Below are 25,654 nucleotides of genomic sequence, written 5' to 3'. Positions count from 1 at the left end.
CCGCAACGGCGTCGAGCGTGGCCAGATTCTCTGCAAGCCGGGTTCGGTCAAGCCGCACAAGAAGTTCATGGCCGAGGCCTACATCCTGACGAAGGAAGAAGGCGGCCGTCATACGCCGTTCTTCACGAACTACCGTCCGCAGTTCTACTTCCGCACGACGGACGTGACCGGCATCGTGACGCTTCCGGAAGGTACGGAAATGGTTATGCCTGGCGACAACGTGACCGTTGACGTCGAGCTGATCGTTCCGATCGCGATGGAAGAAAAGCTGCGCTTCGCAATCCGCGAAGGCGGCCGTACCGTCGGCGCCGGCATCGTCGCCTCGATCATCGAGTAATCGATTGACGAATTGCCGGCGGCAGTGTATGTCGCCGGCCTAGATCAGAATCGGACGGTGATTTGCTCCGTCCGGTTTTTGCGCTGCATTTTACCGGTCTGTCTTTCTCGGATCGGGGCGGGCAGGGCACCTCATGCTTACAAGTGACAGGGGCACCTTCGGTGTCCCTGTGATTTTTGAAAATCAGGGGCCGGCCAGCAATTGGTAATTCACTGTCTCTGCGTATGCGGGACGCAAGAAAAGAAACAAGGACAAGTCGAATGAACGGCCAGAATATCCGCATCCGCCTGAAGGCGTTTGATCACCGGGTTCTCGATGCCTCCACGCGGGAGATCGTGTCGACCGCCAAGCGTACCGGTGCAAGCGTCCGCGGTCCGGTACCGCTTCCGACCCGCATCGAAAAGTTCACGGTTAACCGCTCGCCTCACGTCGACAAGAAGAGCCGTGAACAGTTCGAGATGCGCACGCACAAGCGCCTGCTCGACATCGTTGATCCGACCCCGCAGACCGTCGATGCGCTGATGAAGCTCGACCTGGCTGCCGGCGTGGACGTCGAGATCAAGCTTTAAGAAGAGATTCCGGCGAGAGCCGAAATAACAAGGAAGGTACGTGGCAAGACCTGCCAACGACTTCTCGAAACGGGAAACCTCCTGGTCCGGAAGGGCTTTGCAGGAATCCTTAAACAAAGAGGCAAGGAAGGGTCGTAAGACCCGGACACGACTCTCAAGAGGAACGAACTGATGCGTTCAGGTGTGATTGCACAGAAAGTGGGAATGACCCGCGTCTACAACGACGCCGGCGAGCATATCCCGGTAACGGTTTTGCGGCTCGACAATGTCCAGGTCGTCGCTCACCGCACCAAGGAAAAGAATGGCTACACGGCCGTCCAGCTGGGCGCCGGCGCTGCCAAGGTAAAGAACACGTCGAAGGCCATGCGGGGCAACTTCGCTGCCGCCAGCGTCGAACCGAAGGCGAAGCTCGTCGAGTTCCGCGTTTCGGAAGAAAACCTGATCGACGTCGGTTCGCAGATCACTGCCGGCCACTTCGCCGCGGGTCAGCTGGTCGACGTGACCGGCACCACGATCGGTAAGGGTTTCGCCGGTGCCATCAAGCGCCACAACTTCGGCGGTCTTCGCGCCACCCACGGTGTGTCTGTCTCGCACCGCTCCCACGGTTCGACCGGTTCCAACCAGGATCCGGGCCGCGTCTGGAAGGGCAAGCGCATGGCTGGTCACATGGGTCAGACGCGCGTTACCACGCAGAACCTTGAAGTCGTTTCGACCGATGAAGATCGGGGTCTTATCCTTGTGAAGGGCGCCGTTCCCGGTTCCAAGGGTTCCTGGATCATCGTCCGCGACGCCGTTAAGTCGGCATCGAAGTAAGGGAGCCAAACCAATGGAATTGAACGTCAAGACCCTCGAGGGCAAAGACGCCGGCAAGGTTTCCCTGTCGGATGAAATTTTCGGCCTGGAGCCGCGCGAGGACATCATCGCCCGCATGATCCGCTGGCAGCTTGCCAACAAGCGCCAGGGCACGCACAAGGCGAAGGGCCGCGCGGAAGTCTCCCGCACCGGCTCGAAGATGTACAAGCAGAAGGGTACGGGCCGCGCTCGTCACCATTCGGCTCGCGCTCCGCAGTTCCGCGGCGGTGGTAAGGCCCACGGCCCCGTCGTCCGCAGCCACGCCCAGGATCTTCCGAAGAAGGTTCGTGCGCTCGCTCTGCGTCACGCCCTCTCTGCCAAGCTCAAGGCTGAAGAGCTGATTATCGTCGACCAGCTGGTCGCTGCCGAAGCCAAGACCAAGGCTCTCGTTGGCAACTTCGCCTCGCTCGGCCTCACCAACGCTCTCGTGATCGGCGGCGCCGAAATCGACAGCAACTTCAAGCTCGCTGCCCAGAACATCCCGAACATCGATGTTCTGCCGGTTCAGGGCATCAACGTTTACGACATCCTGCGTCGTGGCAAGCTCGTGCTTTCCAAGGCTGCGGTTGAAGCTCTGGAGGAGCGGTTCAAATGACTGATCTTCGCCACTACGATGTGATCGTATCTCCGTCGATCACCGAAAAGTCGACCTTGGTTTCGGAACAGAACCAGGTTGTGTTCAACGTCGCCAAGGGCGCCACGAAGCCGGAAATCAAGGCTGCCGTCGAATCGCTCTTCGGTGTCAAGGTCACGGCCGTGAACACGCTGCTGCGCAAGGGCAAGATCAAGCGTTTCCGCGGTTTCGCCGGCAAGCAGAAGGACGTCAAGAAGGCGATCGTAACGCTCGCCGAAGGTCAGTCCATCGACGTGTCGACGGGCGTCTGAGGTAGGGAACAAGAACAATGGCATTGAAACACTTCAATCCGACCACGCCGAGCCAGCGTCAGCTCGTCATCGTCGACCGCTCCAGCCTCTACAAGGGCAAGCCGGTCAAGGCTCTGACGGAAGGTCTGACCAAGAGCGGTGGTCGTAACAACCTCGGCCGCATCACCGCCCGCTTCATCGGCGGCGGTCACAAGCGCACCTATCGTATGGTTGACTTCAAGCGTCGCAAGTTCGACGTCGAAGGCACCGTCGAGCGCCTGGAATACGACCCGAACCGCACTGCATTCATCGCTCTCGTCACCTATGCCGACGGCGAGCAGGCTTACATCCTTGCTCCGCAGCGTCTTGCTGCCGGCGACAAGGTCATCGCGTCCGACAAGGCCGTCGACGTCAAGCCGGGCAACACCATGCCGCTGCAGTACATTCCGGTTGGTTCGATCGTCCACAACGTCGAAATGAAGCCGGGCAAGGGCGGCCAGATCGCCCGCTCTGCAGGCACCTATGTTCAGCTGGTCGGCCGCGATGCCGGTATGGCGATCCTTCGCCTGAATTCGGGTGAACAGCGCCTCGTGCATGGCTCCTGCCTTGCAACGATCGGTGCCGTTTCCAACCCGGACCACGGCAACATCAACGACGGCAAGGCTGGTCGCACGCGCTGGCGTGGCAAGACCCCGCATAACCGCGGTGTCGTCATGAACCCGGTCGACCATCCGCACGGTGGTGGTGAAGGCCGCACCTCCGGTGGCCGTCATCCGGTTACCCCATGGGGCAAGCCGACCAAGGGCAAGCGCACGCGCTCGAACAAGTCGACCGACAAGTTCATCATGCGCTCCCGCCACCTGAAGAAGAAGTAAGAGAGGTAGTCAGTAATGGCTCGTTCAGTATGGAAAGGTCCGTTCGTTGACGGCTATCTTCTCAAGAAGGCTGAGAAGGTTCGCGAAGGCGGTCGTAGCGAAGTGATCAAGATGTGGAGCCGTCGCTCCACGATCCTGCCGCAGTTCGTAGGTCTCACCTTCGGCGTCTACAACGGCAGCAAGCATGTTCCGGTCAGCGTCAACGAAGACATGGTCGGACACAAGTTCGGAGAATTCGCTCCCACCCGGACCTACTATGGTCACGGTGCGGACAAGAAAGCGAAGAGGAAGTAAGAAATGGGCAAGGCAAAAGCCGAACGTCGGCTGAAGGATAACGAGGCGCAAGCCGTTGCGCGCACGCTCCGCGTCAGCCCCCAGAAGCTCAACCTGGTTGCCGCGATGATCCGCGGCAAGAAGGTTGACCGCGCGCTCGCCGACCTCGAGTTCTCGCGCAAGCGTATCGCCGGCACCGTCAAGAAGACGCTGGAATCGGCCATCGCGAACGCCGAGAACAACCACGATCTCGACGTCGACCAGCTGATCGTTGCGGAAGCCTATGTCGGCAAGTCGATCGTCATGAAGCGTTTCCACGCTCGTGGCCGCGGCCGTGCATCGCGCATCGAGAAGCCGTTCTCGCACCTGACGATCGTCGTGCGGGAAGTCGAAGCCAATGGGGAGGCCGCATAATGGGTCAGAAAATCAATCCGATCGGTTTCCGTCTCGGCATCAACCGTACCTGGGACAGCCGCTGGTTCGCCGACAACGCCGAATACGGCAAGCTGCTGCATGAAGACCTGAAGATCCGCTCCTACCTGATGTCGGAGCTGAAGCAGGCCGGCATCGCCAAGGTCGTCATCGAGCGTCCGCACAAGAAGTGCCGCGTCACGATCCACTCGGCTCGTCCGGGTCTGATCATCGGCAAGAAGGGTGCAGACATCGAGAAGCTTCGCAAGAAGCTCTCGGAGATGACGAATTCCGAAACGCACCTCAACATCGTTGAAGTGCGCAAGCCGGAAATCGACGCGACGCTCGTCGCACAGTCGATCGCCCAGCAGCTGGAACGTCGTATCGCGTTCCGTCGTGCGATGAAGCGTGCCGTTCAGTCGGCCATGCGTCTTGGCGCCGAAGGCATCAAGATCACGTGCGCCGGCCGTCTCGGCGGTGCGGAAATCGCCCGTACCGAATGGTACCGTGAAGGCCGCGTTCCGCTGCACACGCTGCGTGCGGACATCGACTACGGCACCGCCGAAGCAGAAACCGCCTACGGTATCTGCGGCATCAAGGTCTGGATCTTCAAGGGCGAAATCCTTGAGCACGATCCGATGGCATCTGAGCGCCGTGCGCTCGAAGGCGACTCGCAGGGTCCGGCAAGCCGTGAACGCGGCGAGCGGCGTCGCGAGAACGCTTGATAGGCGCTGGCGAAAGATAAGCTCGGAGAAGTAAGAAAATGTTGCAGCCAAAGCGTACCAAGTACCGCAAGCAGTTCAAGGGTCGCATCAAGGGCGTCGCCAAGGGTGGTTTCGATCTGGCTTTCGGTGAATTCGGCCTCAAGGCTCAGGAACCGAACCGCGTCAACGCCCGCGAAATCGAAGCGGCTCGTCGCGCCATCACGCGCCACATGAAGCGCGCCGGTCGTGTGTGGATCCGTGTGTTCCCCGACGTTCCGGTCACGGCGAAGCCGACCGAAGTCCGCATGGGTAAGGGCAAGGGTTCCGTCGAATACTGGGCCTGCAAGGTCAAGCCCGGTCGTATGATGTTCGAGATCGACGGCGTTTCCGAAGAGATCGCCCGCGAGGCTCTGCGTCTCGGCGCGGCCAAGCTCTCGGTCAAGACGCGCTTCGTTCAGCGCATTGCAGAGTGAGGATCAGGCCGATGAAAGCCGCAGATGTTCGCGCCATGAGCGCCGACCAGTTGAATGATGAGCTTGCCAAGCTGAAGAAAGAGCAGTTCAACCTGCGCTTCCAGAAGGCGACAGGCCAGCTTGAAAAGTCTTCGCGTATCCAGGAAGTCCGTCGGGACATCGCACGCGTGAAAACCATCGCCCGCCAGAAGGCGGCGGAAGCCAAGGCCTAAAGGACCAGAATAATATGCCTAAACGCATTCTGCAGGGCGTCGTCGTCAGCGACAAGAATGACAAGACCGTGGTGGTTCGTGTTGAGCGTCGATTCGCTCACCCGCTCCTCCAGAAGACGGTCCGTCGTTCGAAGAAGTACAAGGCTCACGACGAAAGCAACCAGTACAAGGTCGGCGATGTCGTTTCCATCGAGGAATGTGCGCCGATTTCGAAGGACAAGCGCTGGACGGTGGTAGCCGCCCACGCCTGATTGGCAGAGATTTGCGCTTTGGTATTGCACCTTGCGCAAAAATCTGTATGAAGCAGCACATCGGCGCAAGAACGCTCGGCAAGCGGGCGTTCTTTTGCTTTGAGCGCAGGGAAGGTCCCTCGACGGGAAACCGCCTTGGCAAGATCCCTCCCGCGCGACAATCGAGATTTATCATGAGCCGGAATAGGGGGCTTTGCGCCCAACCGTTCCGGTACAACAAGAAGGCGACCTGACATGATTCAGATGCAGACTAACCTCGACGTGGCGGATAATTCCGGCGCACGTCGTGTCATGTGCATCAAGGTGCTGGGCGGCTCCAAGCGCAAGTATGCTTCGGTCGGCGACATCATCGTCGTTTCGATCAAGGAAGCGATTCCGCGCGGCCGCGTGAAGAAGGGTGACGTGATGAAGGCGGTCGTCGTCCGCACCGCCAAGGACATCCGCCGTGCAGACGGTAGTGTCATCCGCTTCGACACCAATGCTGCCGTCCTCATTGACAACAAGAAAGAGCCGATCGGCACCCGTATCTTCGGACCGGTTCCGCGCGAACTTCGCGCCAAGAACCACATGAAGATCATCTCGCTGGCTCCGGAAGTACTGTAAGGGAGCGACAAGCGATGCAAAAGATTCGTAAGGGCGACAAGGTCGTCGTACTCACCGGCAAGGACAAGGGTCGTTCCGGCGAAGTCATTCAGGTGATGCCGAAGGAAGACCGTGCGGTCGTTCGGGGTGTCAATATCGTCAAGCGCCATCAGCGTCAGACCCAGAGCCAGGAAGCCGGCATCATCAGCAAGGAAGCTTCTGTGCATCTGTCCAACCTTGCCGTCATGGACAAGGACGGCAAGCCGACTCGCGTCGGTTTCAAGGTCGTCGACGGTAAGAAAGTGCGTGTGGCCAAGCGTTCGGGAGATGTGATCGATGGCTGAGGCAAAGTACGAGCCGCGGCTCAAGAAGGAATATGTTTCCCGGATCCGCAAGAGCATGCAGGAGGCTTTCTCCTACGCCAACGAAATGCAGATCCCGAAGATCGACAAGATCGTGATCAACATGGGTGTAGGCGAAGCTACCGGCGACTCCAAGAAGCCGACCATTGCTGCGGCCGACCTCGCGGCGATCGCCGGCCAGAAGCCGGTTATCACCAAGGCCCGCAACTCGATCGCCGGCTTCAAGGTCCGTGAAAACATGCCGATTGGCGCGAAGGTTACCCTGCGCGGCGCCCGCATGTACGAATTCCTGGACCGCCTGATCAACATCGCGCTTCCGCGCGTTCGCGACTTTCGTGGTTTGAACCCGAAGTCCTTCGATGGCCGTGGCAACTTCGCCATGGGCATCAAGGAACACATTGTGTTCCCTGAGATCAACTACGACAAGGTTGATCAGATGTGGGGCATGGACATCATCGTTTGCACGACGGCAAGCACGGACGACGAAGCTCGGGCTCTTCTGAAAGAGTTCAACTTCCCGTTCCGTCAGTAACCGTAACGACGAGCGTAGAAGAGGAACTTCGATATGGCGAAGACAAGCGCAGTTGAAAAGAACAAGCGCCGCCGCAAGACCGTTGCCCAGCACGCTGCAAAGCGCGCTGCCCTGAAGGCAACCATCATGAACCAGTCTCTCTCGATTGAAGAGCGGTTCAAGGCAACCCTGAAGCTGGCAGAACTGCCGCGCGATGGCTCCAAGACCCGCATTCGCAACCGTTGCGAAGTGACCGGTCGTCCGCGCGCATTCTACCGTAAGCTCAAGATGTCGCGTATCGCGCTTCGCGAGCTGGGCAACCTCGGCAAGGTGCCGGGCATTGTCAAGTCGAGCTGGTAAGGAGACGGGTAAATGACGATGACTGATCCGTTGGGCGATATGCTCACCCGCATCCGGAACGGTGCTGCTCGCCGCAAGGCGTCGGTAACCACCCCGGCCTCCAAGCTCCGTGCCCGCGTTCTCGACGTCCTGCAGGCTGAAGGTTACATCCGTGGCTACAGCCAGGTCGACTACGACAACGGCAAGTCCGAACTCACGATCGAGCTGAAGTACTACGAAGGTGCTTCGGTCATCCGCGAGATCGGCCGCGTCTCCAAGCCGGGCCGCCGGGTTTATGTCTCGGTAAAGTCCATTCCGCAGGTCGCGAACGGCCTCGGCATCACCATCCTTTCGACTCCGAAGGGCGTGATGGCCGATCACCAGGCTCGCGAACAGAACGTTGGTGGCGAGGTTCTCTGCTCTGTCTTCTAAGGCAGGGCAGGGATCTCCAGAGCGAACAGACAGGATTTCAAAAATGTCTCGTATCGGTAAAAAGCCCGTTCAGGTTCCTGCAGGGATCACGGCCACTGTCGATGGCCAGAAGGTCACCGCCAAGGGTCCGAAGGGCGAACTGTTCTTCGTCGCTAATGACGAAATCTCCGTGAAGCTCGAGGACAACGCCGTTGTCGTCCAGCCGGTCAACAACACCAAAGATGCTCGTTCGAAGTGGGGCATGTCCCGCACGATGATCGAGAACATCTTCAAGGGTGTGAAGGACGGCTACGAGCGCAAGCTCGAGATCAACGGCGTCGGTTACCGCGCCGCCATGCAGGGCAAGAACCTGCAGCTGGCTCTCGGCTTCAGCCATGACGTCGTCTACGAACCGCCGGTCGGTATCTCGATCGCCGTTCCGAAGCCGACTGAAATCGTGGTTTCCGGCATCAACAAGCAGCAGGTCGGTCAGGTCGCTGCCGAGATCCGCGAATACCGCGGCCCCGAGCCCTACAAGGGCAAGGGCGTCAAGTATGCCGAAGAGCGGATCGTCCGCAAAGAAGGCAAGAAGAAGTAAGGAACGCGCGAAATGGCAAGCAGAAAAGAAGCACTGGTTCGTCGTGCCAATCGCGTACGGCGTCAGATCAAGGCGGTGGCCAATGGCCGTCCGCGTCTGTCGGTTCATCGCTCGTCGAAGAACATCTATGCCCAGATCATCGACGACGTCGCCGGCCGCACGCTGGCTGCTGCGTCGACCCTGGACACCGGTCTTCGCTCGTCGCTGAAGACCGGCGCGGATGTCGCAGCCGCAGCTGCCGTCGGCAAGCTCGTCGCCGAGCGTGCCGTCAAGGCCGGCGTCAACGAAGTGGTCTTCGACCGCGGCGCCTTCATCTATCACGGCCGCATCAAGGCTCTCGCCGATGCTGCTCGCGAAGGCGGTCTGACCTTCTGATTTGAGAGTTTCCGCCCGGGCTTGCAGTCCGGGCGGATTTCCGGCATGAGCCGGTTTCCCCGATTTCGCCCCATGACCCGGAAGGGCAGGGCGGAATTTTTTCGTAATCTGCCGATTGCACCCGGAAAAGAAAAAGGAACAGGACAATGGCACAGGACAGGCGTGGTTCGCGCGAAGAGCGTGCGAGCCGTGAAGAGCGCGACAGCGAGTTCGTCGACAAGCTGGTCGCCATCAATCGCGTCGCCAAGGTGGTGAAGGGCGGCCGTCGTTTCGGCTTTGCTGCTCTCGTCGTCGTCGGCGACCAGAAGGGCCGGGTCGGTTTCGGCCATGGCAAGGCACGCGAAGTGCCGGAAGCAATCCGCAAGGCGACCGAGGCCGCCAAGCGCGACATGATCTTCGTACCGCTGCGTGACGGCCGTACGCTGCATCACGACGTCAATGGCCGCCACGGCGCCGGCAAGGTTCTGCTGCGCTCCGCCAAGGCCGGTACCGGTATCATCGCCGGTGGTCCGATGCGCGCCGTCTTCGAAACGCTCGGCATGCACGACGTCGTCGCCAAGTCGACCGGTTCGTCGAACCCGTACAACATGGTTCGCGCCACGTTCGACGCCCTGAAGCACCAGGTGCACCCGAAGGACATCGCAGCTCAGCGCGGCCTCAAGTATGCCACGCTCCAGGCTCGCCGTGCCGCTTCCGGCAACGCCTCTGAAGAATAAGAGGAGTCTGAACCATGGCCAAGGCTACGAAGAAGACTGAAGCAAAGACGATCACGATCGAACAGATCGGTTCGCCCATCCGCCGCCCGGAAGTCCAGCGCAAGACGCTCATCGGGCTGGGCCTCAACAAGATGCACCGGGTCCGCACCCTGGAGGATACCCCTTCGGTTCGTGGCATGATCCGTGCTGTCCAGCATCTCGTTCGCGTCGTCGACGAGAAGTGAGACGGAGGAAGTCACCATGAAACTGAATGAAATCAAGGATAACGAAGGCTCCTCCAAGGACCGTATCCGCGTTGGTCGCGGTATCGGCTCCGGCAAGGGCAAGACCGGTGGTCGCGGCGTCAAGGGTCAGAAGGCTCGTTCGGGCGTTGCCGTCAACGGTTTCGAAGGCGGTCAGATGCCCATCTACCGTCGTCTGCCGAAGCGCGGCTTCAACAACATCTTCGCATCTGAATTCGTGACCGTATCGCTCGGCCGCATCCAGACCGCGATCGATGCCAAGAAGCTCGACCCCAAGGCAACGATCGATGCTGCAGCCCTGAAGGCTGCCGGCGTCATCCGTCGCCCGAAGGACGGCGTTCGCGTTCTTTCCGACGGCGAACTCAAGGCAAAGGTCACCCTTGAGGTTGCCGGCGCTTCCAAGGCCGCGGTCGAAAAGATCGAGAAGGCCGGCGGTTCGATCAAGCTGCTGGTTGCAGCTGCGGAAGCCGCTGAATAAGTACGATTTGATCGCCCGGGGTGCTTCACACCGGGCGATTTTGCTCCCATATGTGAGCCTCACGATCCTCAGAAGGGGTGACGTTGTTTCGTCTTCCGGGAGATTCTGGAAAACAAAGGTGAGGCAAAGCGGTTGCTCCGCAATCGTGCCGCGCCCGGTTTTCTGAAAACGATTTGGTGAATTGCCTCCGGGGCTCTCGCTTCGGATCGGGTTACGCGGAGAATTTCATGGCTTCTGCAGCGGAACAATTGGCCTCGAATCTCAATTTTTCGACCTTTGCGAAGGCGGAAGATCTGAAGAAGCGGCTGTGGTTCACTCTTGCCGCGCTTCTTGTCTATCGTCTCGGCACGCACATCCCGCTGCCCGGTCTCAATCCTGACGCCTACGCGGCTGCCTTCAAGGGGCAGGCCGGCGGTATTCTTGGCCTCTTCAACATGTTCTCCGGCGGTGCCGTCGAGCGCATGGCGATTTTCGCCCTCGGGATCATGCCCTATATTTCCGCCTCGATCATCGTGCAGCTGATGACGTCCGTCGTCCCGGCGCTCGAGAACCTCAAGAAGGAAGGCGAGCAGGGCCGCAAGGTCATCAACCAGTACACCCGCTACGGCACTGTTCTTCTCGGCACGCTGCAGGCCTACGGCATCGCCGTGGGGCTCGAAAGTGGGCAGGGGCTTGTCAACGATCCCGGCCTGTTCTTCCGTTTGTCGACCGTCGTGACCCTTCTCGGCGGGACCATGTTCCTGATGTGGCTCGGCGAGCAGATCACCTCGCGCGGCATCGGCAACGGTATCTCGCTCATCATTTTCTCCGGCATCGCCGCGGGCCTTCCGTCCGCTGTCGTCGGAACGCTCGAACTCGGCCGCACGGGTGCTCTTTCGACCGCGCTCATCCTGACGGTCATCTTGGTCGCGATCGCGGTCATTGCGCTGATCGTCTTCGTGGAACGCGCGCAGCGCCGCCTGCTGATCCAGTATCCGAAGCGTCAGGTCGGCAACCGCATGTTCCAGGGCGACACCTCGCACCTGCCGCTGAAGCTCAACACCTCGGGCGTCATCCCGGCGATCTTCGCGTCGTCGCTGCTGCTTCTGCCGGCGACGGCTGCGGGCTTCACCGGGACCTCGACGCTGCCGTCGTGGGCGACCACCATCGTCGCTGCGCTCGGTCACGGCCAGCCGCTCTATATGGTGCTCTATGGCGCTCTCATTGCCTTTTTTGCCTTCTTCTATACCGCGATCGTCTTCAACCCGAAGGACACCGCGGACAATCTGAAGAAGCACGGCGGCTTCATTCCGGGTATCCGCCCCGGCGAGCGCACGGCCGAATACATCGACTACGTGCTGACCCGAATCACCGTGATCGGCGCGATCTATCTCGTCTTCGTCTGCATCCTCCCCGAGATCCTGGTCGCCCGTACCGGCGTTCCATTATCCCTTGGTGGTACTTCGCTTTTGATTGTTGTCAGCGTCACCCTCGATACTGTAGCACAGATTCAGGGCCACCTGATTGCCCAGCAGTATGAGGGCCTGATCAAGAAGTCGAAGTTGCGTGGAGGAAAGAGGGGACGATGAGACTTATCCTTTTGGGACCGCCGGGTGCGGGGAAGGGCACCCAGGCCCAGCGTATCGTCGCGAAGCACGGCATTCCGCAATTGTCGACCGGTGACATGCTGCGCGCAGCGGTCGCCGCGGAGACTGAGGTCGGCAAGCGCGCCAAGGCTGTCATGGACGCGGGCAAGCTGGTCTCGGACGATATTGTGATCGCCATCGTTTCCGAACGAATCGATCAGCCGGACTGTGCCGACGGTTTCATTCTGGATGGTTTCCCGCGCACGCTCGTGCAGGCGGATGCGACCGAGAAGATGCTCGCCGACAAGGGCCTGGATCTTTCCGTCGTCGTCGAGCTCAGGGTGGATGACAAGGAACTCGTCCGTCGCGTTTCGGGCCGCTATTCCTGCGGCAATTGCGGAAGCGTTTACCACGACACCGACAAGAAGCCTTCGGTCGAAGGCGTATGTGACACGTGCGGATCGACGCAATTCAAGCGCCGGCCGGACGACAATGCCGAGACCATGAAAGCCAGGCTCGAGGCATACTACAAGGAAACCTCGCCCCTCATTGGCTACTATTACGCCAAGGGCAAGCTGAAGTCGGTGGACGGCATGAAGGACATGGATGCCGTCACCGCAGATATCGAGGCTATCCTCGCCACCGTGAAGGACTGACGAGGCTTCAAGAATCTTTACCGGAACGGTTGCTTTTGTCGGCTGATTCCGCTAAATAGCGCGCCAACTCGCGACATTTAAGCGATCGGCGCGTTCTTCCGCATGGAGGACCGGGTTCGATCGTTTTGACATGTTGAGGACCCGAATTTGAACGCGCGGCCTGTTTGGCTGCGTAAACCAGACACCACTTGCCGGATGGCAACTGGAACGCAAGGAGAATAGGCGTGGCACGTATCGCTGGCGTCAACATCCCGACCGCGAAGCGCGTAGTAATCGCGCTCCGTTACATTCACGGGATCGGCCCGAAGTTCGCACAGGAAATCATCGAGAAGGTCGGTATCCCGGCTGAGAAGCGTGTTCATCAGCTGACGGACGCCGAAGTTCTGGCGATTCGCGAAACTATCGACCGCGACTATCAGGTCGAGGGTGATCTTCGTCGCGAAACCGCGATGAACATCAAGCGTCTGATGGACCTCGGCTGCTACCGTGGCCTGCGTCATCGCCGCGGCCTGCCGGTTCGTGGCCAGCGCACGCACACCAATGCCCGCACCCGCAAGGGTCCGGCAAAGGCGATCGCCGGTAAGAAGAAGTAATTTCGCGGCATTTGCCGATAAGGCAGTAGGCGGTGGTGAACACTATTGCCTACTGCCTCATTGCTTTTGCCTCGAAGGTGTAGCCGCTGGCGTTACGGCGGTGCAGAGATCAACGAAAGGAAGACCATGGCCAAGGAAGCCACCCGCGTTCGCCGCCGCGAGCGCAAGAATATTTCGTCGGGCGTTGCACACGTCAACTCGACCTTCAACAACACGATGATCACCATCACCGACGCGCAGGGCAATGCGATTGCCTGGTCGTCGGCCGGTGCCAAGGGCTTCAAGGGTTCGCGCAAGTCGACCCCGTTCGCCGCGCAGATCGCAGCGGAAGATTGCGCCAAGAAGGCGCAGGAACACGGCATGAAGTCGCTCGAAGTCGAAGTCTGCGGCCCGGGTTCCGGCCGTGAATCGGCCCTGCGTGCTCTGCAGGCTGCCGGTTTCATGATCACTTCGATTCGCGACGTGACGCCGATCCCGCACAACGGCTGCCGTCCGCGCAAGAAGCGCCGCGTCTGATCATTATTCATCCAGTCGACGGGCGCTCGGGCGCCCCTCTCGACGCTTCTAATGCTCGGTTGCCACGATTGGATGGTGGCAACGAACGGAAGGTAAAAACATGATTCAGAAGAATTGGCAGGAACTGATCAAGCCGAACAAGGTGGAGTTCACCTCGTCCGGCCGCACGAAGGCAACGCTGGTTGCTGAACCGCTGGAACGCGGCTTCGGCCTGACGCTCGGCAACGCGCTGCGTCGCGTGCTGTTGTCGTCGCTGCGCGGCGCCGCCGTCACCGCCGTCCAGATCGACGGCGTGCTGCATGAGTTCTCGTCGATCCCGGGTGTCCGGGAGGACGTGACCGACATCGTGCTCAACATCAAGGAAATCGCCATCAAGATGGATGGCGACGATTCCAAGCGCATGGTCGTGCGCAAGCAGGGCCCGGGCGTCGTCACTGCTGGTGACATCCAGACGGTCGGCGACATCGAGATCCTGAACCCCGACCACGTGATCTGCACGCTCGACGAGGGCGCCGAGATCCGCATGGAGTTCACGGTCAACAACGGCAAGGGCTATGTTCCGGCCGAGCGCAACCGCGCGGAAGACGCTCCGATCGGCCTCATCCCGGTCGACAGCCTCTACTCGCCGGTCAAGAAGGTGTCCTACAAGGTCGAAAACACCCGTGAGGGCCAGGTTCTCGACTACGACAAGCTGACCATGACCATCGAAACCGATGGCTCGGTCACCGGAGAGGACGCGGTCGCTTTCGCTGCCCGCATCCTGCAGGACCAGCTCGGCGTGTTCGTCAATTTCGAAGAGCCGCAGAAGGAAGTCGAAGAAGAAGCCGTCACCGAGCTCGCCTTCAACCCGGCGCTGCTCAAGAAGGTCGACGAGCTCGAACTTTCGGTCCGTTCTGCGAACTGCCTGAAGAACGACAACATCGTCTACATCGGCGACCTGATCCAGAAGACGGAAGCAGAAATGCTTCGCACTCCGAACTTCGGTCGCAAGTCGCTGAACGAGATCAAGGAAGTCCTGGCTTCCATGGGCCTGCACCTCGGTATGGAAGTGCCCGCCTGGCCGCCGGAGAACATCGAAGATCTCGCCAAGCGCTACGAAGACCAGTACTAAGAAACAAAAAAGGCAGGTTTATCTCTGCCTTTTCCAGTCAAACTGCGGGTGACTGCCCGTATGTGTCAGGAAACGGCAGCCTCTGGGATAGAGCCTGCACTTAAAGGAGAATAGCAATGCGCCACCAGAAAGCCGGCCGCAAGCTGAACCGCACCGCCAGCCATCGCAAGGCGATGTTCGCCAACATGGCTGCTTCGCTCATCACCCATGAGCAGATCGTCACGACGCTCCCGAAGGCGAAGGAAATTCGCCCGATCGTCGAAAAGCTCGTTACGCTCGGCAAGCGCGGCGACCTGCACGCTCGTCGTCAGGCCATCTCGCAGATCCAGGACCAGGACGCTGTCCGCAAGCTGTTTGATGCCATCGCCACCCGTTACGCCAACCGTAACGGCGGCTACCTGCGCATCATGAAGGCCGGCTTCCGCCAGGGCGACAACGCTGCGATGGCCGTCATCGAGTTCGTTGAACGCGATGTGGACGCCAAGGGCGCAGCCGACAAGGCCCGCGTCGCCGCCGAAGCTGAAGCTGAAGCAGCGTAAGTTTCCCCCCGTTAGGGAAGGGATTGAAGGCCGGAGGGAAACCTCCGGCCTTTTTGCGTCGGAGGGCTCGGGCGCTGGCACGCGGGAATTCGCGAACCTGGCCCGTCAGTCTCCGCACGCGGCTGCGCGTGCGGTCAGGAACTGCCGCTCGGCGGCGTTTCCGGCGAGGCTTGCGGCCTTCTCGAATGCCGCCCTCGCTTCCGCCCTCCGCCCGGCGCGCATCAGGAAGTCAGCGCGCGCCGCGGACATGCCGACATAGCCTTGCAGCGCTGGTTCGGCTTCCAGTGGCGCCAGCAGTTCGAGGCCCGTCTCCGGGCCGAAGGCCATCGAATGGGCGATCGCGCGGTTGAGATCGACGACGGGCGAGGGCATCACGCGGCGCAGCCGGTCGTAGAGGGTCGCGACCTGTCGCCAGTCGGTGTCCTCGGCCCGCGGCGCCCGGGCATGGCAGGCTGCGATGGCGGCCTGCAGCGCATAGGGGCCGTCCGCCCCACCAAGCCGTTCGACCCGGCCGAGTGCAGCCAGCCCGTGCTGGATGAGGAGACGGTCCCAACGGGCGCGGTTCTGTTCGGTGATCATGACCGGCGCACCGTCGGCGCCTGTGCGGGCCGGAAATCGCGAGGCGTGCAGCTCCATCAGCGCCAGCAGGCCATGAACTTCCGGTTCGTCGGGCACAAGGGCCGAGAGGATGCGGCAGAGCCGCATCGCCTCGGCGCAGAGCTGCGGCCGCATGGCGTCGTCACCGGCGCTCGCTGCATATCCTTCGTTGAAGATAAGGTAGATGACCTCGAGTACAGCAGTGAGACGCCGGTCACGGTCCTCACCGCGCGGCACCTCGTAGGCGAGACCAGACCCGGCGAGGGTTTTCTTCGCCCGCACGATTCGCTGGGCGATCGTTGCTTCGCCGACGAGAAAGGCACGGGCGATTTCCTCCGTCGCCAGCCCGCCAATCAGCCTGAGCGTCAGCGCGACTCGTGCGTCGACGGAGAGCAGTGGATGGCAGGCGGTGAAGATGAGGCTCAGGCGTTCGTCGCCGATATCATCATCCATGGCGGCCTCGACCTCCTCGATCGTGGTATCCCGCTCGATCGACAGATCATGACCGATTTCGGTGTGCTTCTGTGCTTGCATCCGGCGGCGGCGGAAGACGTCGATGGCGCGCCGTTTGGCGGTAGCCATCAGCCAGCCGGCCGGGTTCTGCGGCACACCCGTTTTCGGCCATTCGGAAAGCGCGGTGACGAGCGCCTCCTGAGCCAGATCTTCGGCGAAGCCGACATCGCGCACCATGCGGTTGAGACCGGCGATCAGCCGGGCCCGCTCGATGCGAAAAACGGTCTCTGCCACGCGATGTGTGTCGGAAGCCTCCATGAACGGATTATGGAGGCTCCCGCAGCTCAGTCAACGCAGCTTGGGCGTCATTCGCCGGGAGGCCCGCCCGCCGCAGCTGCCTGGTCCATCCACAGGATCTCCCAGACGTAGCCGTCGGGATCCTCCACCGAGCGGCTGTACATGAAGCCGTGGTCCTGCATCGGGTTCGGATCGGCCTTGCCGCCGGCACGGGCCGCCTTGTCCACCGTCTGGTCGACCTCGCCGCGTGTTTCAACGCTGAGCGCGATGAGCGTCTGGCTCTCCGTCCGCGCATCGCCGATCGGGCGGCTGGTGAAGGTGGCGTACCGTTCGTGCGTCAGCAGCATCACGCCGATGGCGCCCGAAAAGATCATGCAGCTCGTCTGCTCGTCGGAGAAGTTCGGATTGCGCGTGCCGCCCAGCGCCTCGTAGAACGAGGTTGCTGCTGCCAGGTCTCGAACCGGCAGGTTCACGAAGATCATCTTTTCCATGATGCTTTCCTTTCGCTGATGGCTCAGGACTTGCCGGCTTCACGCTCGGCGAGCCGCTCCCCGGTGCGCTCGTGCAGCTCGATGACATCCGGCGTCAGCGCCTCGGCGAAGTCCGAGAGTTCGTAGACGGGTCGGATTTCGATCTCGCTCGGCCCCGGCATCGGGTTCGGGCAGCGCTTCACCCATTCGACCGCCTCGTCCATGTCCCTGACCTCCCAGATCCAGTAGCCGGCGACCAGCTCGCGAGTCTCGGCGAAGGGGCCGTCGATCACACGGCGGCCCGGACCGTCGAACGCCACGCGCTTGCCCTTGGAGGAGGGCTTCAGCCCTTCGCCGCCAAGCATGATGCCGGCATTCACCAGCTCCTCGTTGAACTTGCCCATCGCTTCACCGAGCTCGTTGCTCGGCATGACGCCTGCTTCGCTGTCTGTCGTCGCCTTGACCATGACCATTACACGCATCGTTCTTCTCCTCTGTTGAACAAGGCCGCCTCGGCGTGCCCGACACCATGACGAACGAGTGTTACAGAAATCGACATGGGCGATGAATCTTTTTTGCCGGTCCTCTGCGGCGGGTTGATGACAGCTGGCATCGCACGGATGGGCCCATCCTTGCGGCGTCTCCCGTCCGTGGTATGAGGAAGAGAATGACGGCATCATGGGAGGCGACCATGGACGAGGAAAGTACGGCTTTCGCAGCGCCCGCAGCAATGCTGGTCGAGGGCAGGGCGGAAGGGCCGCTTCTCTTCTCCGACACTGCCTTGAGCTTCTGGGGCGGGGTTGATCCGGAGACGGGCATCGTCATCGATCATGCCCATCCGCTTCATGGGGCTTGCCTCGCCGGCGCCGTGCTGGCGATGCCGGGCGGTCGCGGGTCCTGCACCGGCAGTGCCGTGCTGCTGCAGCTGATCGTCAACGGTCTGGCGCCCGCCGCCATGGTATTCTCGCAGCGCGAGGACATCCTCACCCTCGGCGTGATCGTCGCCGAAGAGGTCTATGGCCGTTCTCTTCCGATCGCGGTGCTCGATCCGCAGGATTTCCTCCGCCTGGAAGGGCGCAAGAGCCTGTGTGTCGGGGGCGGTTCCGTGTTCGAGCCAGGTGCCACGCCGAAGCGGGGAGAGGAAGTCGCCGCGTCCGCTGGTCGGCTGACACTCACCGAAAGGGATCGCGAGCTGCTTTCAGCATCCGTGTCCCCGGCAACCAGGCTTGCCATGCGGATCGTCACCCGAATGGCACGGCTCGAAGGAGCGGAGCGGCTGATCGACGTGACACAGGTCCATGTCGACGGCTGTATCTATACCGGTCCGGCCAGCCTCGATTTCGCCGAGAAGCTCGCCGGCTGGGGCGGCCGCGTTGTCGTCCCCACCTCGCTCAATGCGATCTCGGTGGATCAGGCGCGCTGGCGCGAGCAAGGAACGGATCCGGCACGCTCGCAGGCCGCGAGCGCCCTTGCCGACGCCTATGTCCGCATGGGGGCAGCGCCGACCTTCACCTGCGCACCTTACCAGCTCGACGATGCTCCTCACCGGAGCGAGGACATCGCCTGGGCGGAATCCAACGCCGTGGTCTATGCCAACAGCGTGCTTGGCGCGCGCACGATGAAATATCCGGACTTCCTCGACATCTGCATCGCGCTCACCGGACGGGCGCCTTATGCGGGTTGCCACATCAACGAGAACCGCAAGGCCCGGATGGTCGTCGTGGTCGAGCCGATGGCCGGTTGCGACGACAGCTTCTGGCCACTGCTCGGCTATCAGGTCGGCCTGCTCGCGCCGAACACCATTCCGGTTCTAACGGGGCTCGACAAGGCCGCACCGGCTGACGACGATCTGAAAGCCTTCGGCGCGGCCTTTGCTACCACGTCCGCGGCGCCGATGTTCCACATCGTCGGCGTCACGCCGGAGGCGCCGACCTTCGAAGCGGCAACGGGCGGCGCAACGCTGCCGGTGCTCACCGTGTCGCACGCCGACCTGCTGGCGGTCTGGCGGAGCTTCAATCCGGTGGCCGGCGAGCCGGTCGACCTGGTCGCGCTCGGCAATCCGCACTTCTCTGCTGACGAATGCCGGACGCTTGCCGACCTCTGCCGCGGGCGGAGAAAGCACCCCAACGTGGCGCTTACCGTAACGGCAAGTCGCTCCACTTACGGGAAGATCGTAGAGAACGGCATCGCCGCCGAACTGGAAGCCTTCGGCGCCACCTTCGTCCGTGATGCCTGCTGGTGCACGGTGATGCCGCCGATCGTGCCGCCGGCGGCGCGCCTGATCCTCACCAATTCCGGCAAATACGCCCATTACGGCCCTGGCCTGAGCGGCAAGGAAGTGCGCTTTGCCAGCCTTCCGGGATGCGTCGAGGCCGCCGTCGTCGGGCGGTGCCCCGAGGCGCCGGCCTGGCTGACGGGTTGAACTCGCGTCGCAGGGCCGTCCGGCGACAGTAGCTCAGGCTCTCGCGGAAACCTGCGCCTTGCGCTGCCGTTTCCAGCCCATAAGCCGCGGCCGCACCAGCCGGTAACCGAGAAGAATACTGACCGCGGCGATATAGAAGGCTGGCTCGGTGGTGATCGATTTCAGTGACAGCGCATAGTGAAGCGCGCCGGCGGCGGCGATGACGTAGACAAGCCGGTGGAGCATCGTCCAGCGCGGCCCGAGCCTGCGGATCGACCAGCGGTTGGAGGTAAGCGCCAGCGGGATCAGCATCACGAGCCCCGCCATGCCGAGCATGATGTACGGGCGCTTGGCGAGGTCTCCGCCGATCGACGTCAGGATCATTCCGCGATCGAGGGTGAGATAGACGGTGAAATGGGCAAGCACGTACCAGAAGGCGAGCAGGCCGAGCGCACGCCGGTAGCTAATTAGGTTTATACCTAAGAGATCGCGAACTGGCGTGACGAGCAGCGTCAGGCACAGGAAACGCAGGGCCCAGAGGCCAAGGAAGTGCTCGAAGGTTCTGACGGGATCGGCGCCCAGATCGGCCGTGACCCCAAGGTAGAACGTCCAGAGACCGGGGGCGAGGCCGATCGCATAGAGCGCCCAGACGGAAAGCGGTCGGTAGCGGGCGGGAAGGGCAGGCATCAATAGTACTTCGCGAGATCCATGCCGGCATAGAGGCCGGCGACCTCTTCCGCATAACCGTTGAAGGGCAGGGTCTCGCGCCGGGAACCGCCGAAGAGCCCGCCGCCTTCGCCGATTCGCCGCTCCGTCGCCTGGCTCCAGCGGGGATGGTCGACCGCCGGATTGACGTTGGCGTAGAAACCGTATTCCTGCGGTGCCGAGAGGTTCCAGGTGGAGGGCGGTTCCTTCTCGGTCAGCGTGATCCGAACGATCGACTTGATGCCCTTGAAGCCGTATTTCCACGGCACGACGAGGCGGAGCGGCGCGCCGTTCTGGTTCGGCAGCGTCTCGCCATAGAGTCCGGTCGCGAGGATCGCCAGCGGATGGCGTGCCTCGTCGAGCCTCAGGCCCTCGACATAGGGCCAGCGGAGCGGCTGGAAGAGCCCGCGCTGGCCGGGCATCTCGTCGGGCCGAACGACCGTCTCGAAGGCGACGTACTTGGCACTGCCGAGCGGCTCGACCCGGTCGAGCAGGGCGGAGAGCGGAAAGCCGATCCACGGAATGACCATCGACCAGGCCTCGACGCAGCGCATCCGGTAGATGCGCTCCTCCATCGGAAAGTCCTTCATGATGTCGTCGATGCCGAAGACGGTGGGCTTGGCGACCAGCCCGCCCACTTCCACCCGCCACGGCCGCGGCTTGAAGTCGCCGGAATAGCGGACCGGATCGGCTTTGTCGGTGCCGAATTCGTAGAAATTGTTGTAGCTGGTCGCGTCCTCCTTCGAGGTGACCGTCTCGTCGACCTTGTAGTCGCTGGGCTTGGCGGCCAGGGGAGCGGCGCGCAGCGATTTCGGCAGGGCGGCGAGCGCAAGTCCCGCGCCTGCCGTCGCCATCAGCGTTCGGCGGCTCATGTAGAGCGCCGGCGGGGTGATCTCGCTCGCGGCGATCCTGGGCGGACGATAGGATGACATGGCTTTGCTCTCTCGTACCTGTTGCTTGCTGAAGAGTATACGCAGGAAATTGGACCAGAGTTTCAGCCGCGTGAAAAGAAACGTCGAGCCACGATTTCGTGAGGAAACCGGCCAGTCGTGCCAGGCGTACCGTTTTGCGGTATGCTGATAGTGACACTTTCCCTCTATTGCACTAGGACAGGGGAAACCCGCAGGCATGCGCATGAGATCGGCTCTTGACTGCCGCGTGCGCCGGGAAAAACAACCAGGACAGATCCGAGGAAACCACCGATGCCAGCTTATCGTTCAAGAACCACGACCCACGGCCGCAACATGGCGGGCGCGCGCGGTCTATGGCGCGCGACGGGCATGAAGGATGCCGACTTCGGCAAGCCGATCATCGCGGTGGTAAATTCGTTCACCCAGTTCGTTCCCGGCCACGTTCACTTGAAGGATCTCGGCCAGCTCGTTGCCCGCGAAATCGAAGCCGCCGGCGGCGTCGCCAAGGAATTCAACACGATCGCCGTCGATGATGGCATCGCCATGGGCCATGACGGCATGCTCTATTCTCTGCCGTCGCGCGAACTGATCGCCGACAGCGTCGAATACATGGTCAACGCCCACTGCGCCGACGCCATGGTCTGCATCTCCAACTGCGACAAGATCACCCCTGGCATGCTGATGGCGTCGCTGCGCCTCAACATTCCGACGGTCTTCGTCTCCGGTGGCCCGATGGAGGCCGGCAAGGTCGTGCTGCATGGCAAGAAGCATGCACTCGACCTCGTCGACGCCATGGTCGCCGCCGCCGACGACAAGGTGTCCGACGAGGACGTCAAGGCGATCGAACAGTCCGCCTGCCCGACCTGCGGCTCCTGCTCGGGCATGTTCACGGCCAATTCGATGAACTGCCTGACGGAAGCGCTCGGCCTGTCGCTGCCCGGCAACGGCTCGACGCTCGCCACCCACGCCGACCGCAAGCGGCTTTTCGTCGAGGCCGGTCACCTGATCGTCGATCTCGCCCGCCGCTGGTACGAGCAGGACGATGCCACCGTCCTGCCGCGGACCATCGCCTCCAAGGCCGCCTTCGAGAACGCGATGGCGCTCGACATCGCCATGGGTGGCTCGACCAATACCGTGCTGCACATCCTCGCCGCCGCCCACGAGGCGGAGGTGGATTTCACCATGGACGACATCGACCGCCTGTCGCGCAGGGTCCCGTGCCTTTCCAAGGTGGCGCCGGCCAAGAACGACGTCCACATGGAAGACGTCCACCGGGCGGGCGGCATCATGCGCATCCTCGGTGAGCTCGACCGCGGCGGCCTGATCAATCGCGACAGCCCGACCGTCCATGCCGCCTCTCTCGGCGACGCGATCGATCGCTGGGACATCACCCGGACGAATTCCGAGACGGTGCGCGAATTCTTCAAGGCCGCTCCCGGTGGCATTTCGACCCAGACGGCCTTCTCCCAGAATGCACGCTGGGAGGAACTCGACACCGATGGCGAGAAGGGCATCATCCGCTCGGTCGAACACCCCTTCTCCAAGGATGGCGGCCTCGCCGTTCTGAAGGGCAACATCGCGCTGGACGGCTGCATCGTGAAGACGGCAGGCGTCGACGAGTCGATCCTGAAGTTCACCGGTCCGGCCAAGGTCTATGAGAGCCAGGACGCGGCGGTGAAGGCGATCCTGTCGAACGAGGTCGTCGCCGGCGATGTCGTCGTCATCCGCTACGAAGGCCCGAAGGGCGGCCCCGGCATGCAGGAAATGCTCTATCCGACGAGCTATCTGAAGTCGAAGGGCCTCGGCAAGGAATGTGCGCTGATCACCGACGGGCGCTTCTCCGGCGGCACCTCGGGTCTGTCGATCGGTCACGTTTCGCCGGAAGCGGCAAACGGCGGTACGATCGGCCTGGTTCGCGACGGCGATACGATCGAGATCGACATCCCGAACCGCACGATCAATCTCGCGGTCGCCACTGATGAACTGGCGCGCCGCCGCGCGGAACAGGACAAGGCCGGCTGGAAGCCGTCGAGCCCGCGCAAGCGCAACGTGACGACAGCGCTGAAGGCCTATGCCGCCTTCGCGAGCTCCGCCGACAAGGGCGCAGTCCGCATCCTGCCGGAATAAGATCCGGCAGACAGGCCTGTACGAGCTGAACGAGAGAGCCGCCGGCGGGAACCGGCGGCTTTTTTCTGCCGAGCAGGGCCTGATCAGCTCTTATTGTCTTATGCCGCCGCGCGCCGTCCTCTGCCGAAATAGGGCAGTGCGAACATATAGAGGCCGCTGAACAGCAAGAGGAAGAGCGGCAGCAGGGGCGAATAGGTCACCCAGGCAGGTGGTTCACCGAACGACATCGCGACGAAGTTGGCGGCGACGGTGGTCGTGAATACGATCGATGTCCAGCGGTGAAACTGGCGTATCCCGGTATTCCAATTCATGCTTTTCTCCTTCGCAACGTTGCTTCAACAGGCGTGCTGACCTCAGTCCAGCCGCTCCAGCACGGTCTCCAGTTTGTCGATGAACTGCGGCCAGCCGGCTCTCGCTCCGCCATAGTAGCGCGGCTGGTCGGGTCTGAAGCCGGTTTGCTCCATGCGCAGATGTGTGCCGCTCTCCACGGGCGTGAGGGTCCAGGTCACGACGCTCCTGAGGTCGTAGGCGTCCCAGGTATAGGAAAGCGCCCGGTTCGGCTCGACCGTGCGGACCTCGCAGTCGATAGAGCCCCAGTCGGCTTCCAGCCTGAAGCGGTGGCCGGTCTCCGGCTTGAATTCGTTCTTCATCAGCCATTCGGCAATGAGATGCGGTTGCGTCAGTGCGCGCCAGATCTTGTCCGGGGGAAAGGGGAGTTCTCGCTCGACGACGACGGAGCGCGTTGCGGTCTCGGCAGTGGTCATTGGTCCATCCTCTTGAGTAGGTCTTCGAGTTCGTCGAAGCGGCTATGCCAGAAGCCGGACATCTGCTTCGTCCAGTCGACCAGCGGGGCCAAGGCCTCAATCCGGGCGCTGTAATGGGTCTGGCGTCCTTCGTGACGATCGCGTACGAGGCCCGCCCGCTTCAGCACCGCGAGATGCTTCGACACCGCCGGCTGTGAGACGCCGGCTCGCGCCGTCAGCGCCGCAACGGTCTGGTCTCCTTCGCGGCAGAGCCGTTCGAAGATGGCTCTGCGCGTCGAGTCGGCAAGCGTCCGGAAAAGGAGGTCGTGCGTGTCAGGCATTGAGATCTATAACTGGTTGGCTATGGATCTACGTATAACTGCAGAGTTATCGATTGGTCAAGGTGCGGACGACATCCGCCGGTGATGGCGGTCGCAAGCATCGTGAGGGGCTGCGACCGCCCTATGCGATCTGCGGCTCAGTCCGAGGAAGAACTGGCGGTGCATCGCTCCGCATTTCGTCCGGACCGTCGCCGAGTTCAATTCCGTTTCGTTCTATGAAGTCTACCATCGCAGAGTCCTCGACCTGCGACAGTTGGATGTGACGGATGGTTGTGGTCATCCGGTCCGGAACATGGTTGCGGGAGAGCGAGTAGATCGCACCGCGCGCCAGCTTGGCGGCGAACTCCTCTTCCGATTTGCTGTAATAATGGTTCAGCTGCAGGAAGGCGCTCGAATAGAAGTCCGGCCGCTTGCGCTCGTCGCCGTTGGCCCGCTTGCCGGCGTCGTTGGAAACCACGCTGCCGTAGCTGACGGTCGCAAAGCTGTGCACGCTCACGCGCGTTACCTCGCACGGATCGACGATACACTTGAAATTGCGTAGATGCTTCAGCCGGCTCATCGGATCGGTGGCGCGCCAAGTGTAGCTCGTCGTGACCGGCGCCGCCGGTTTTGTCTTATGTCCGCCCGTGCCGAACATGTGCCAGGGCAGAGAGATGTTCGGGAAGTCGCCGGCCTCCGTGAGGGCCTCCTCGACAGTCGTTCCGTGCTTTGGCAGAAGGAATTCATCGACATCGATGAAGGCCATGCGTCGGAAATCGCCGCCGAAACTCTGGATCGCGTGGGCGAAGGCCACCACTTGCCAATCGATCAGAAGATCCGTCTTGGTGGCAACGATCTGCCCGGCCCATGGCAGCAGCGTCAATTCGTCTGGCCGAAGCACTCGGCGAGCCTCTGCGACGGTGCCGTCATCCGATCCGTGATCGTAGAGGACGAAGTGTCGAATGCCCACGGCGCGATGGAAGCGCAGCCATTCGGCGATATATGGCTCTTCGTTCTTCACGCACGCTGCAATCGCAATCCCGTGTCGGCCGGATCGCGGAACGGGTGGGGTGATGGAGAGCTCCTTGATTCCGTTCTTCTTTCTGCCGAACCAGTTCATGATGCAATCTCATTGCCGATGCGTCGGATGGTAGGAGCGGACACGGGCGGTGACAGCTGACGGAAAGCCGCGCGAATGTGTCGGCCGGGGATCGG

At 61.8% G+C, this 25,654-nt stretch carries 39 protein-coding genes; 30 read left to right on the top strand and 9 right to left on the bottom strand.

All coding sequences use genetic code 11. The annotated features are described in order from the left end of the window. The 28 genes from ACM6UT_RS22120 to rplQ form a co-directional block, all read left to right on the top strand. Positions 1-337, top strand: a 337-nt coding sequence (locus ACM6UT_RS22120; protein WP_465245566.1) for an EF-Tu C-terminal domain-related protein, incomplete at its 5' end; no start/stop codon positions are given. A 260-nt stretch (positions 338-597) separates the two neighbouring features. Then, entirely contained in the window at positions 598-906 is a 309-nt protein-coding gene (gene rpsJ, locus ACM6UT_RS22115) for a 30S ribosomal protein S10 (protein WP_006728688.1), read from the top strand. Positions 907-1,077: 171 nt separating this feature from the next. Then, positions 1,078-1,719 (top strand): 50S ribosomal protein L3, encoded by a 642-nt coding sequence (gene rplC, locus ACM6UT_RS22110; protein WP_416799467.1) that lies wholly within the window; start codon positions 1,078-1,080, stop codon positions 1,717-1,719. Positions 1,720-1,732: 13 nt separating this feature from the next. Continuing rightward, on the top strand, positions 1,733-2,353 hold the full coding sequence (rplD, locus tag ACM6UT_RS22105) for a 50S ribosomal protein L4 (protein ID WP_129331162.1): 621 nt from the start codon (positions 1,733-1,735) through the stop codon (positions 2,351-2,353). Beyond that, a complete protein-coding gene (locus tag ACM6UT_RS22100) occupies positions 2,350-2,643 on the top strand; it encodes a 50S ribosomal protein L23 (protein WP_114362263.1) in 294 nt (97 codons plus the stop codon). The genes rplD and ACM6UT_RS22100 overlap by 4 nt, the downstream gene beginning before the upstream one ends. Positions 2,644-2,660: 17 nt before the next feature. Then, on the top strand, positions 2,661-3,497 hold the full coding sequence (rplB, locus tag ACM6UT_RS22095; protein WP_416799466.1) for a 50S ribosomal protein L2: 837 nt from the start codon (positions 2,661-2,663) through the stop codon (positions 3,495-3,497). Between the two features lie 15 nt (positions 3,498-3,512). Continuing rightward, the gene (gene rpsS, locus ACM6UT_RS22090; protein WP_062282885.1) at positions 3,513-3,791 is read left to right on the top strand and encodes a 30S ribosomal protein S19; all 279 of its coding nucleotides are present in this window, start codon (positions 3,513-3,515) and stop codon (positions 3,789-3,791) included. A gap of 3 nt (positions 3,792-3,794) precedes the next feature. Next, positions 3,795-4,184, top strand: coding sequence for a 50S ribosomal protein L22 (gene rplV / locus ACM6UT_RS22085; RefSeq protein ID WP_112684683.1), 390 nt, complete (start codon positions 3,795-3,797; stop codon positions 4,182-4,184). Continuing rightward, positions 4,184-4,906, top strand: a complete 723-nt coding sequence (gene rpsC / locus ACM6UT_RS22080) for a 30S ribosomal protein S3 (RefSeq protein WP_129331159.1) — start codon at positions 4,184-4,186, stop codon at positions 4,904-4,906. The genes rplV and rpsC overlap by 1 nt, the downstream gene beginning before the upstream one ends. A 38-nt stretch (positions 4,907-4,944) precedes the next feature. After that, complete coding sequence (rplP, locus tag ACM6UT_RS22075; protein WP_112684679.1) at positions 4,945-5,358, top strand: 50S ribosomal protein L16; 414 nt, start codon at positions 4,945-4,947, stop codon at positions 5,356-5,358. An 11-nt stretch (positions 5,359-5,369) separates the two neighbouring features. After that, positions 5,370-5,570: a 50S ribosomal protein L29 gene (rpmC, locus tag ACM6UT_RS22070; RefSeq protein ID WP_028735898.1), complete on the top strand. Its 201-nt coding sequence runs from the start codon at positions 5,370-5,372 to the stop codon at positions 5,568-5,570. A 14-nt stretch (positions 5,571-5,584) separates the two neighbouring features. Continuing rightward, positions 5,585-5,821 (top strand): 30S ribosomal protein S17, encoded by a 237-nt coding sequence (gene rpsQ / locus ACM6UT_RS22065; RefSeq protein ID WP_129331157.1) that lies wholly within the window; start codon positions 5,585-5,587, stop codon positions 5,819-5,821. A 234-nt stretch (positions 5,822-6,055) separates the two neighbouring features. Continuing rightward, complete coding sequence (rplN, locus tag ACM6UT_RS22060) at positions 6,056-6,424, top strand: 50S ribosomal protein L14 (RefSeq protein ID WP_182304374.1); 369 nt, start codon at positions 6,056-6,058, stop codon at positions 6,422-6,424. Positions 6,425-6,438: 14 nt separating this feature from the next. Beyond that, a complete protein-coding gene (rplX, locus tag ACM6UT_RS22055) occupies positions 6,439-6,747 on the top strand; it encodes a 50S ribosomal protein L24 (protein WP_129331156.1) in 309 nt (102 codons plus the stop codon). After that, positions 6,740-7,297 (top strand): 50S ribosomal protein L5, encoded by a 558-nt coding sequence (gene rplE, locus ACM6UT_RS22050; RefSeq protein WP_416799465.1) that lies wholly within the window; start codon positions 6,740-6,742, stop codon positions 7,295-7,297. The genes rplX and rplE overlap by 8 nt, the downstream gene beginning before the upstream one ends. Before the next feature lie 33 nt (positions 7,298-7,330). Continuing rightward, positions 7,331-7,636, top strand: coding sequence for a 30S ribosomal protein S14 (gene rpsN, locus ACM6UT_RS22045; RefSeq protein ID WP_416799464.1), 306 nt, complete (start codon positions 7,331-7,333; stop codon positions 7,634-7,636). A gap of 12 nt (positions 7,637-7,648) precedes the next feature. Next, positions 7,649-8,047, top strand: a complete 399-nt coding sequence (rpsH, locus tag ACM6UT_RS22040; RefSeq protein ID WP_129331153.1) for a 30S ribosomal protein S8 — start codon at positions 7,649-7,651, stop codon at positions 8,045-8,047. Positions 8,048-8,090: 43 nt separating this feature from the next. After that, a complete protein-coding gene (gene rplF, locus ACM6UT_RS22035; protein WP_416799463.1) occupies positions 8,091-8,624 on the top strand; it encodes a 50S ribosomal protein L6 in 534 nt (177 codons plus the stop codon). 12 nt (positions 8,625-8,636) lie between these two features. Beyond that, entirely contained in the window at positions 8,637-8,999 is a 363-nt protein-coding gene (rplR, locus tag ACM6UT_RS22030) for a 50S ribosomal protein L18 (protein ID WP_129331151.1), read from the top strand. A gap of 146 nt (positions 9,000-9,145) precedes the next feature. Then, a complete protein-coding gene (gene rpsE / locus ACM6UT_RS22025) occupies positions 9,146-9,715 on the top strand; it encodes a 30S ribosomal protein S5 (protein ID WP_112684661.1) in 570 nt (189 codons plus the stop codon). Between the two features lie 14 nt (positions 9,716-9,729). Beyond that, positions 9,730-9,939 carry a 50S ribosomal protein L30 gene (rpmD, locus tag ACM6UT_RS22020; protein ID WP_113462293.1) on the top strand — a complete coding sequence of 70 codons (210 nt, stop codon included), beginning with the start codon at positions 9,730-9,732 and terminating at the stop codon, positions 9,937-9,939. A gap of 16 nt (positions 9,940-9,955) precedes the next feature. Next, entirely contained in the window at positions 9,956-10,435 is a 480-nt protein-coding gene (rplO, locus tag ACM6UT_RS22015) for a 50S ribosomal protein L15 (protein ID WP_416799462.1), read from the top strand. Between the two features lie 227 nt (positions 10,436-10,662). Continuing rightward, positions 10,663-12,003, top strand: a complete 1,341-nt coding sequence (secY, locus tag ACM6UT_RS22010) for a preprotein translocase subunit SecY (RefSeq protein ID WP_416799461.1) — start codon at positions 10,663-10,665, stop codon at positions 12,001-12,003. Beyond that, a complete protein-coding gene (locus tag ACM6UT_RS22005) occupies positions 12,000-12,656 on the top strand; it encodes an adenylate kinase (RefSeq protein ID WP_416799460.1) in 657 nt (218 codons plus the stop codon). Before secY ends, ACM6UT_RS22005 begins: the two co-directional genes overlap by 4 nt. A 224-nt stretch (positions 12,657-12,880) precedes the next feature. Continuing rightward, positions 12,881-13,249 (top strand): 30S ribosomal protein S13, encoded by a 369-nt coding sequence (rpsM, locus tag ACM6UT_RS22000; RefSeq protein ID WP_112684651.1) that lies wholly within the window; start codon positions 12,881-12,883, stop codon positions 13,247-13,249. 126 nt (positions 13,250-13,375) lie between these two features. Beyond that, positions 13,376-13,765 (top strand): 30S ribosomal protein S11, encoded by a 390-nt coding sequence (gene rpsK, locus ACM6UT_RS21995; protein WP_015915761.1) that lies wholly within the window; start codon positions 13,376-13,378, stop codon positions 13,763-13,765. Between the two features lie 100 nt (positions 13,766-13,865). Next, positions 13,866-14,876: a DNA-directed RNA polymerase subunit alpha gene (locus tag ACM6UT_RS21990; RefSeq protein ID WP_112684649.1), complete on the top strand. Its 1,011-nt coding sequence runs from the start codon at positions 13,866-13,868 to the stop codon at positions 14,874-14,876. 116 nt (positions 14,877-14,992) lie between these two features. Further along, positions 14,993-15,415: a 50S ribosomal protein L17 gene (gene rplQ / locus ACM6UT_RS21985; RefSeq protein ID WP_112684647.1), complete on the top strand. Its 423-nt coding sequence runs from the start codon at positions 14,993-14,995 to the stop codon at positions 15,413-15,415. A 105-nt stretch (positions 15,416-15,520) separates the two neighbouring features. On the opposite strand, the gene ACM6UT_RS21980 is transcribed toward rplQ, so the two are convergent. The 3 genes from ACM6UT_RS21980 to ACM6UT_RS21970 are packed head-to-tail and all read right to left on the bottom strand — an operon-like array spanning position 15,521 to position 17,714. Next, positions 15,521-16,783, bottom strand: a complete 1,263-nt coding sequence (locus tag ACM6UT_RS21980; RefSeq protein ID WP_416799459.1) for an RNA polymerase sigma factor — start codon at positions 16,781-16,783, stop codon at positions 15,521-15,523. 47 nt (positions 16,784-16,830) lie between these two features. Further along, complete coding sequence (locus ACM6UT_RS21975) at positions 16,831-17,253, bottom strand: VOC family protein (protein WP_416799458.1); 423 nt, start codon at positions 17,251-17,253, stop codon at positions 16,831-16,833. A gap of 23 nt (positions 17,254-17,276) precedes the next feature. After that, positions 17,277-17,714, bottom strand: coding sequence for a YciI family protein (locus ACM6UT_RS21970; RefSeq protein ID WP_416799457.1), 438 nt, complete (start codon positions 17,712-17,714; stop codon positions 17,277-17,279). A 209-nt stretch (positions 17,715-17,923) separates the two neighbouring features. On the opposite strand from ACM6UT_RS21970, the gene lhpI reads away from it, so the two are divergent. Further along, positions 17,924-19,654, top strand: a complete 1,731-nt coding sequence (gene lhpI, locus ACM6UT_RS21965; RefSeq protein ID WP_416799468.1) for a cis-3-hydroxy-L-proline dehydratase — start codon at positions 17,924-17,926, stop codon at positions 19,652-19,654. Positions 19,655-19,687: 33 nt separating this feature from the next. Here lhpI and msrQ read toward each other — a convergent pair whose 3' ends face one another. Next, positions 19,688-20,320, bottom strand: a complete 633-nt coding sequence (msrQ, locus tag ACM6UT_RS21960) for a protein-methionine-sulfoxide reductase heme-binding subunit MsrQ (protein WP_416799456.1) — start codon at positions 20,318-20,320, stop codon at positions 19,688-19,690. Next, complete coding sequence (gene msrP, locus ACM6UT_RS21955; protein ID WP_416799455.1) at positions 20,320-21,270, bottom strand: protein-methionine-sulfoxide reductase catalytic subunit MsrP; 951 nt, start codon at positions 21,268-21,270, stop codon at positions 20,320-20,322. The genes msrQ and msrP overlap by 1 nt, the downstream gene beginning before the upstream one ends. A 270-nt stretch (positions 21,271-21,540) precedes the next feature. Between msrP and ilvD the strand changes: the two genes are divergently transcribed. Next, positions 21,541-23,376 (top strand): dihydroxy-acid dehydratase, encoded by a 1,836-nt coding sequence (gene ilvD / locus ACM6UT_RS21950; RefSeq protein WP_416799454.1) that lies wholly within the window; start codon positions 21,541-21,543, stop codon positions 23,374-23,376. Between the two features lie 98 nt (positions 23,377-23,474). On the opposite strand, the gene ACM6UT_RS21945 is transcribed toward ilvD, so the two are convergent. The 4 genes from ACM6UT_RS21945 to ACM6UT_RS21930 form a co-directional block, all read right to left on the bottom strand. Next, positions 23,475-23,687 carry a hypothetical protein gene (locus ACM6UT_RS21945; RefSeq protein ID WP_416799453.1) on the bottom strand — a complete coding sequence of 71 codons (213 nt, stop codon included), beginning with the start codon at positions 23,685-23,687 and terminating at the stop codon, positions 23,475-23,477. A 42-nt stretch (positions 23,688-23,729) separates the two neighbouring features. Beyond that, a complete protein-coding gene (locus tag ACM6UT_RS21940) occupies positions 23,730-24,140 on the bottom strand; it encodes an SRPBCC family protein (RefSeq protein WP_416799452.1) in 411 nt (136 codons plus the stop codon). Further along, positions 24,137-24,460 (bottom strand): ArsR/SmtB family transcription factor, encoded by a 324-nt coding sequence (locus tag ACM6UT_RS21935; RefSeq protein ID WP_416799451.1) that lies wholly within the window; start codon positions 24,458-24,460, stop codon positions 24,137-24,139. Before ACM6UT_RS21935 ends, ACM6UT_RS21940 begins: the two co-directional genes overlap by 4 nt. Positions 24,461-24,581: 121 nt before the next feature. Beyond that, positions 24,582-25,559 carry a glycosyltransferase family 92 protein gene (locus ACM6UT_RS21930; RefSeq protein ID WP_416799450.1) on the bottom strand — a complete coding sequence of 326 codons (978 nt, stop codon included), beginning with the start codon at positions 25,557-25,559 and terminating at the stop codon, positions 24,582-24,584. Positions 25,560-25,654: the final 95 nt, after the last annotated feature.

The organism is Ciceribacter azotifigens (assembly GCF_048159625.1).
In the GTDB taxonomy this organism is placed as follows: Bacteria; Pseudomonadota; Alphaproteobacteria; order Rhizobiales; family Rhizobiaceae; genus Allorhizobium; species Allorhizobium azotifigens.
Note: the sequence above shows the minus strand (reverse complement) of the source record. Positions and strands in the feature narration are given on the sequence as shown.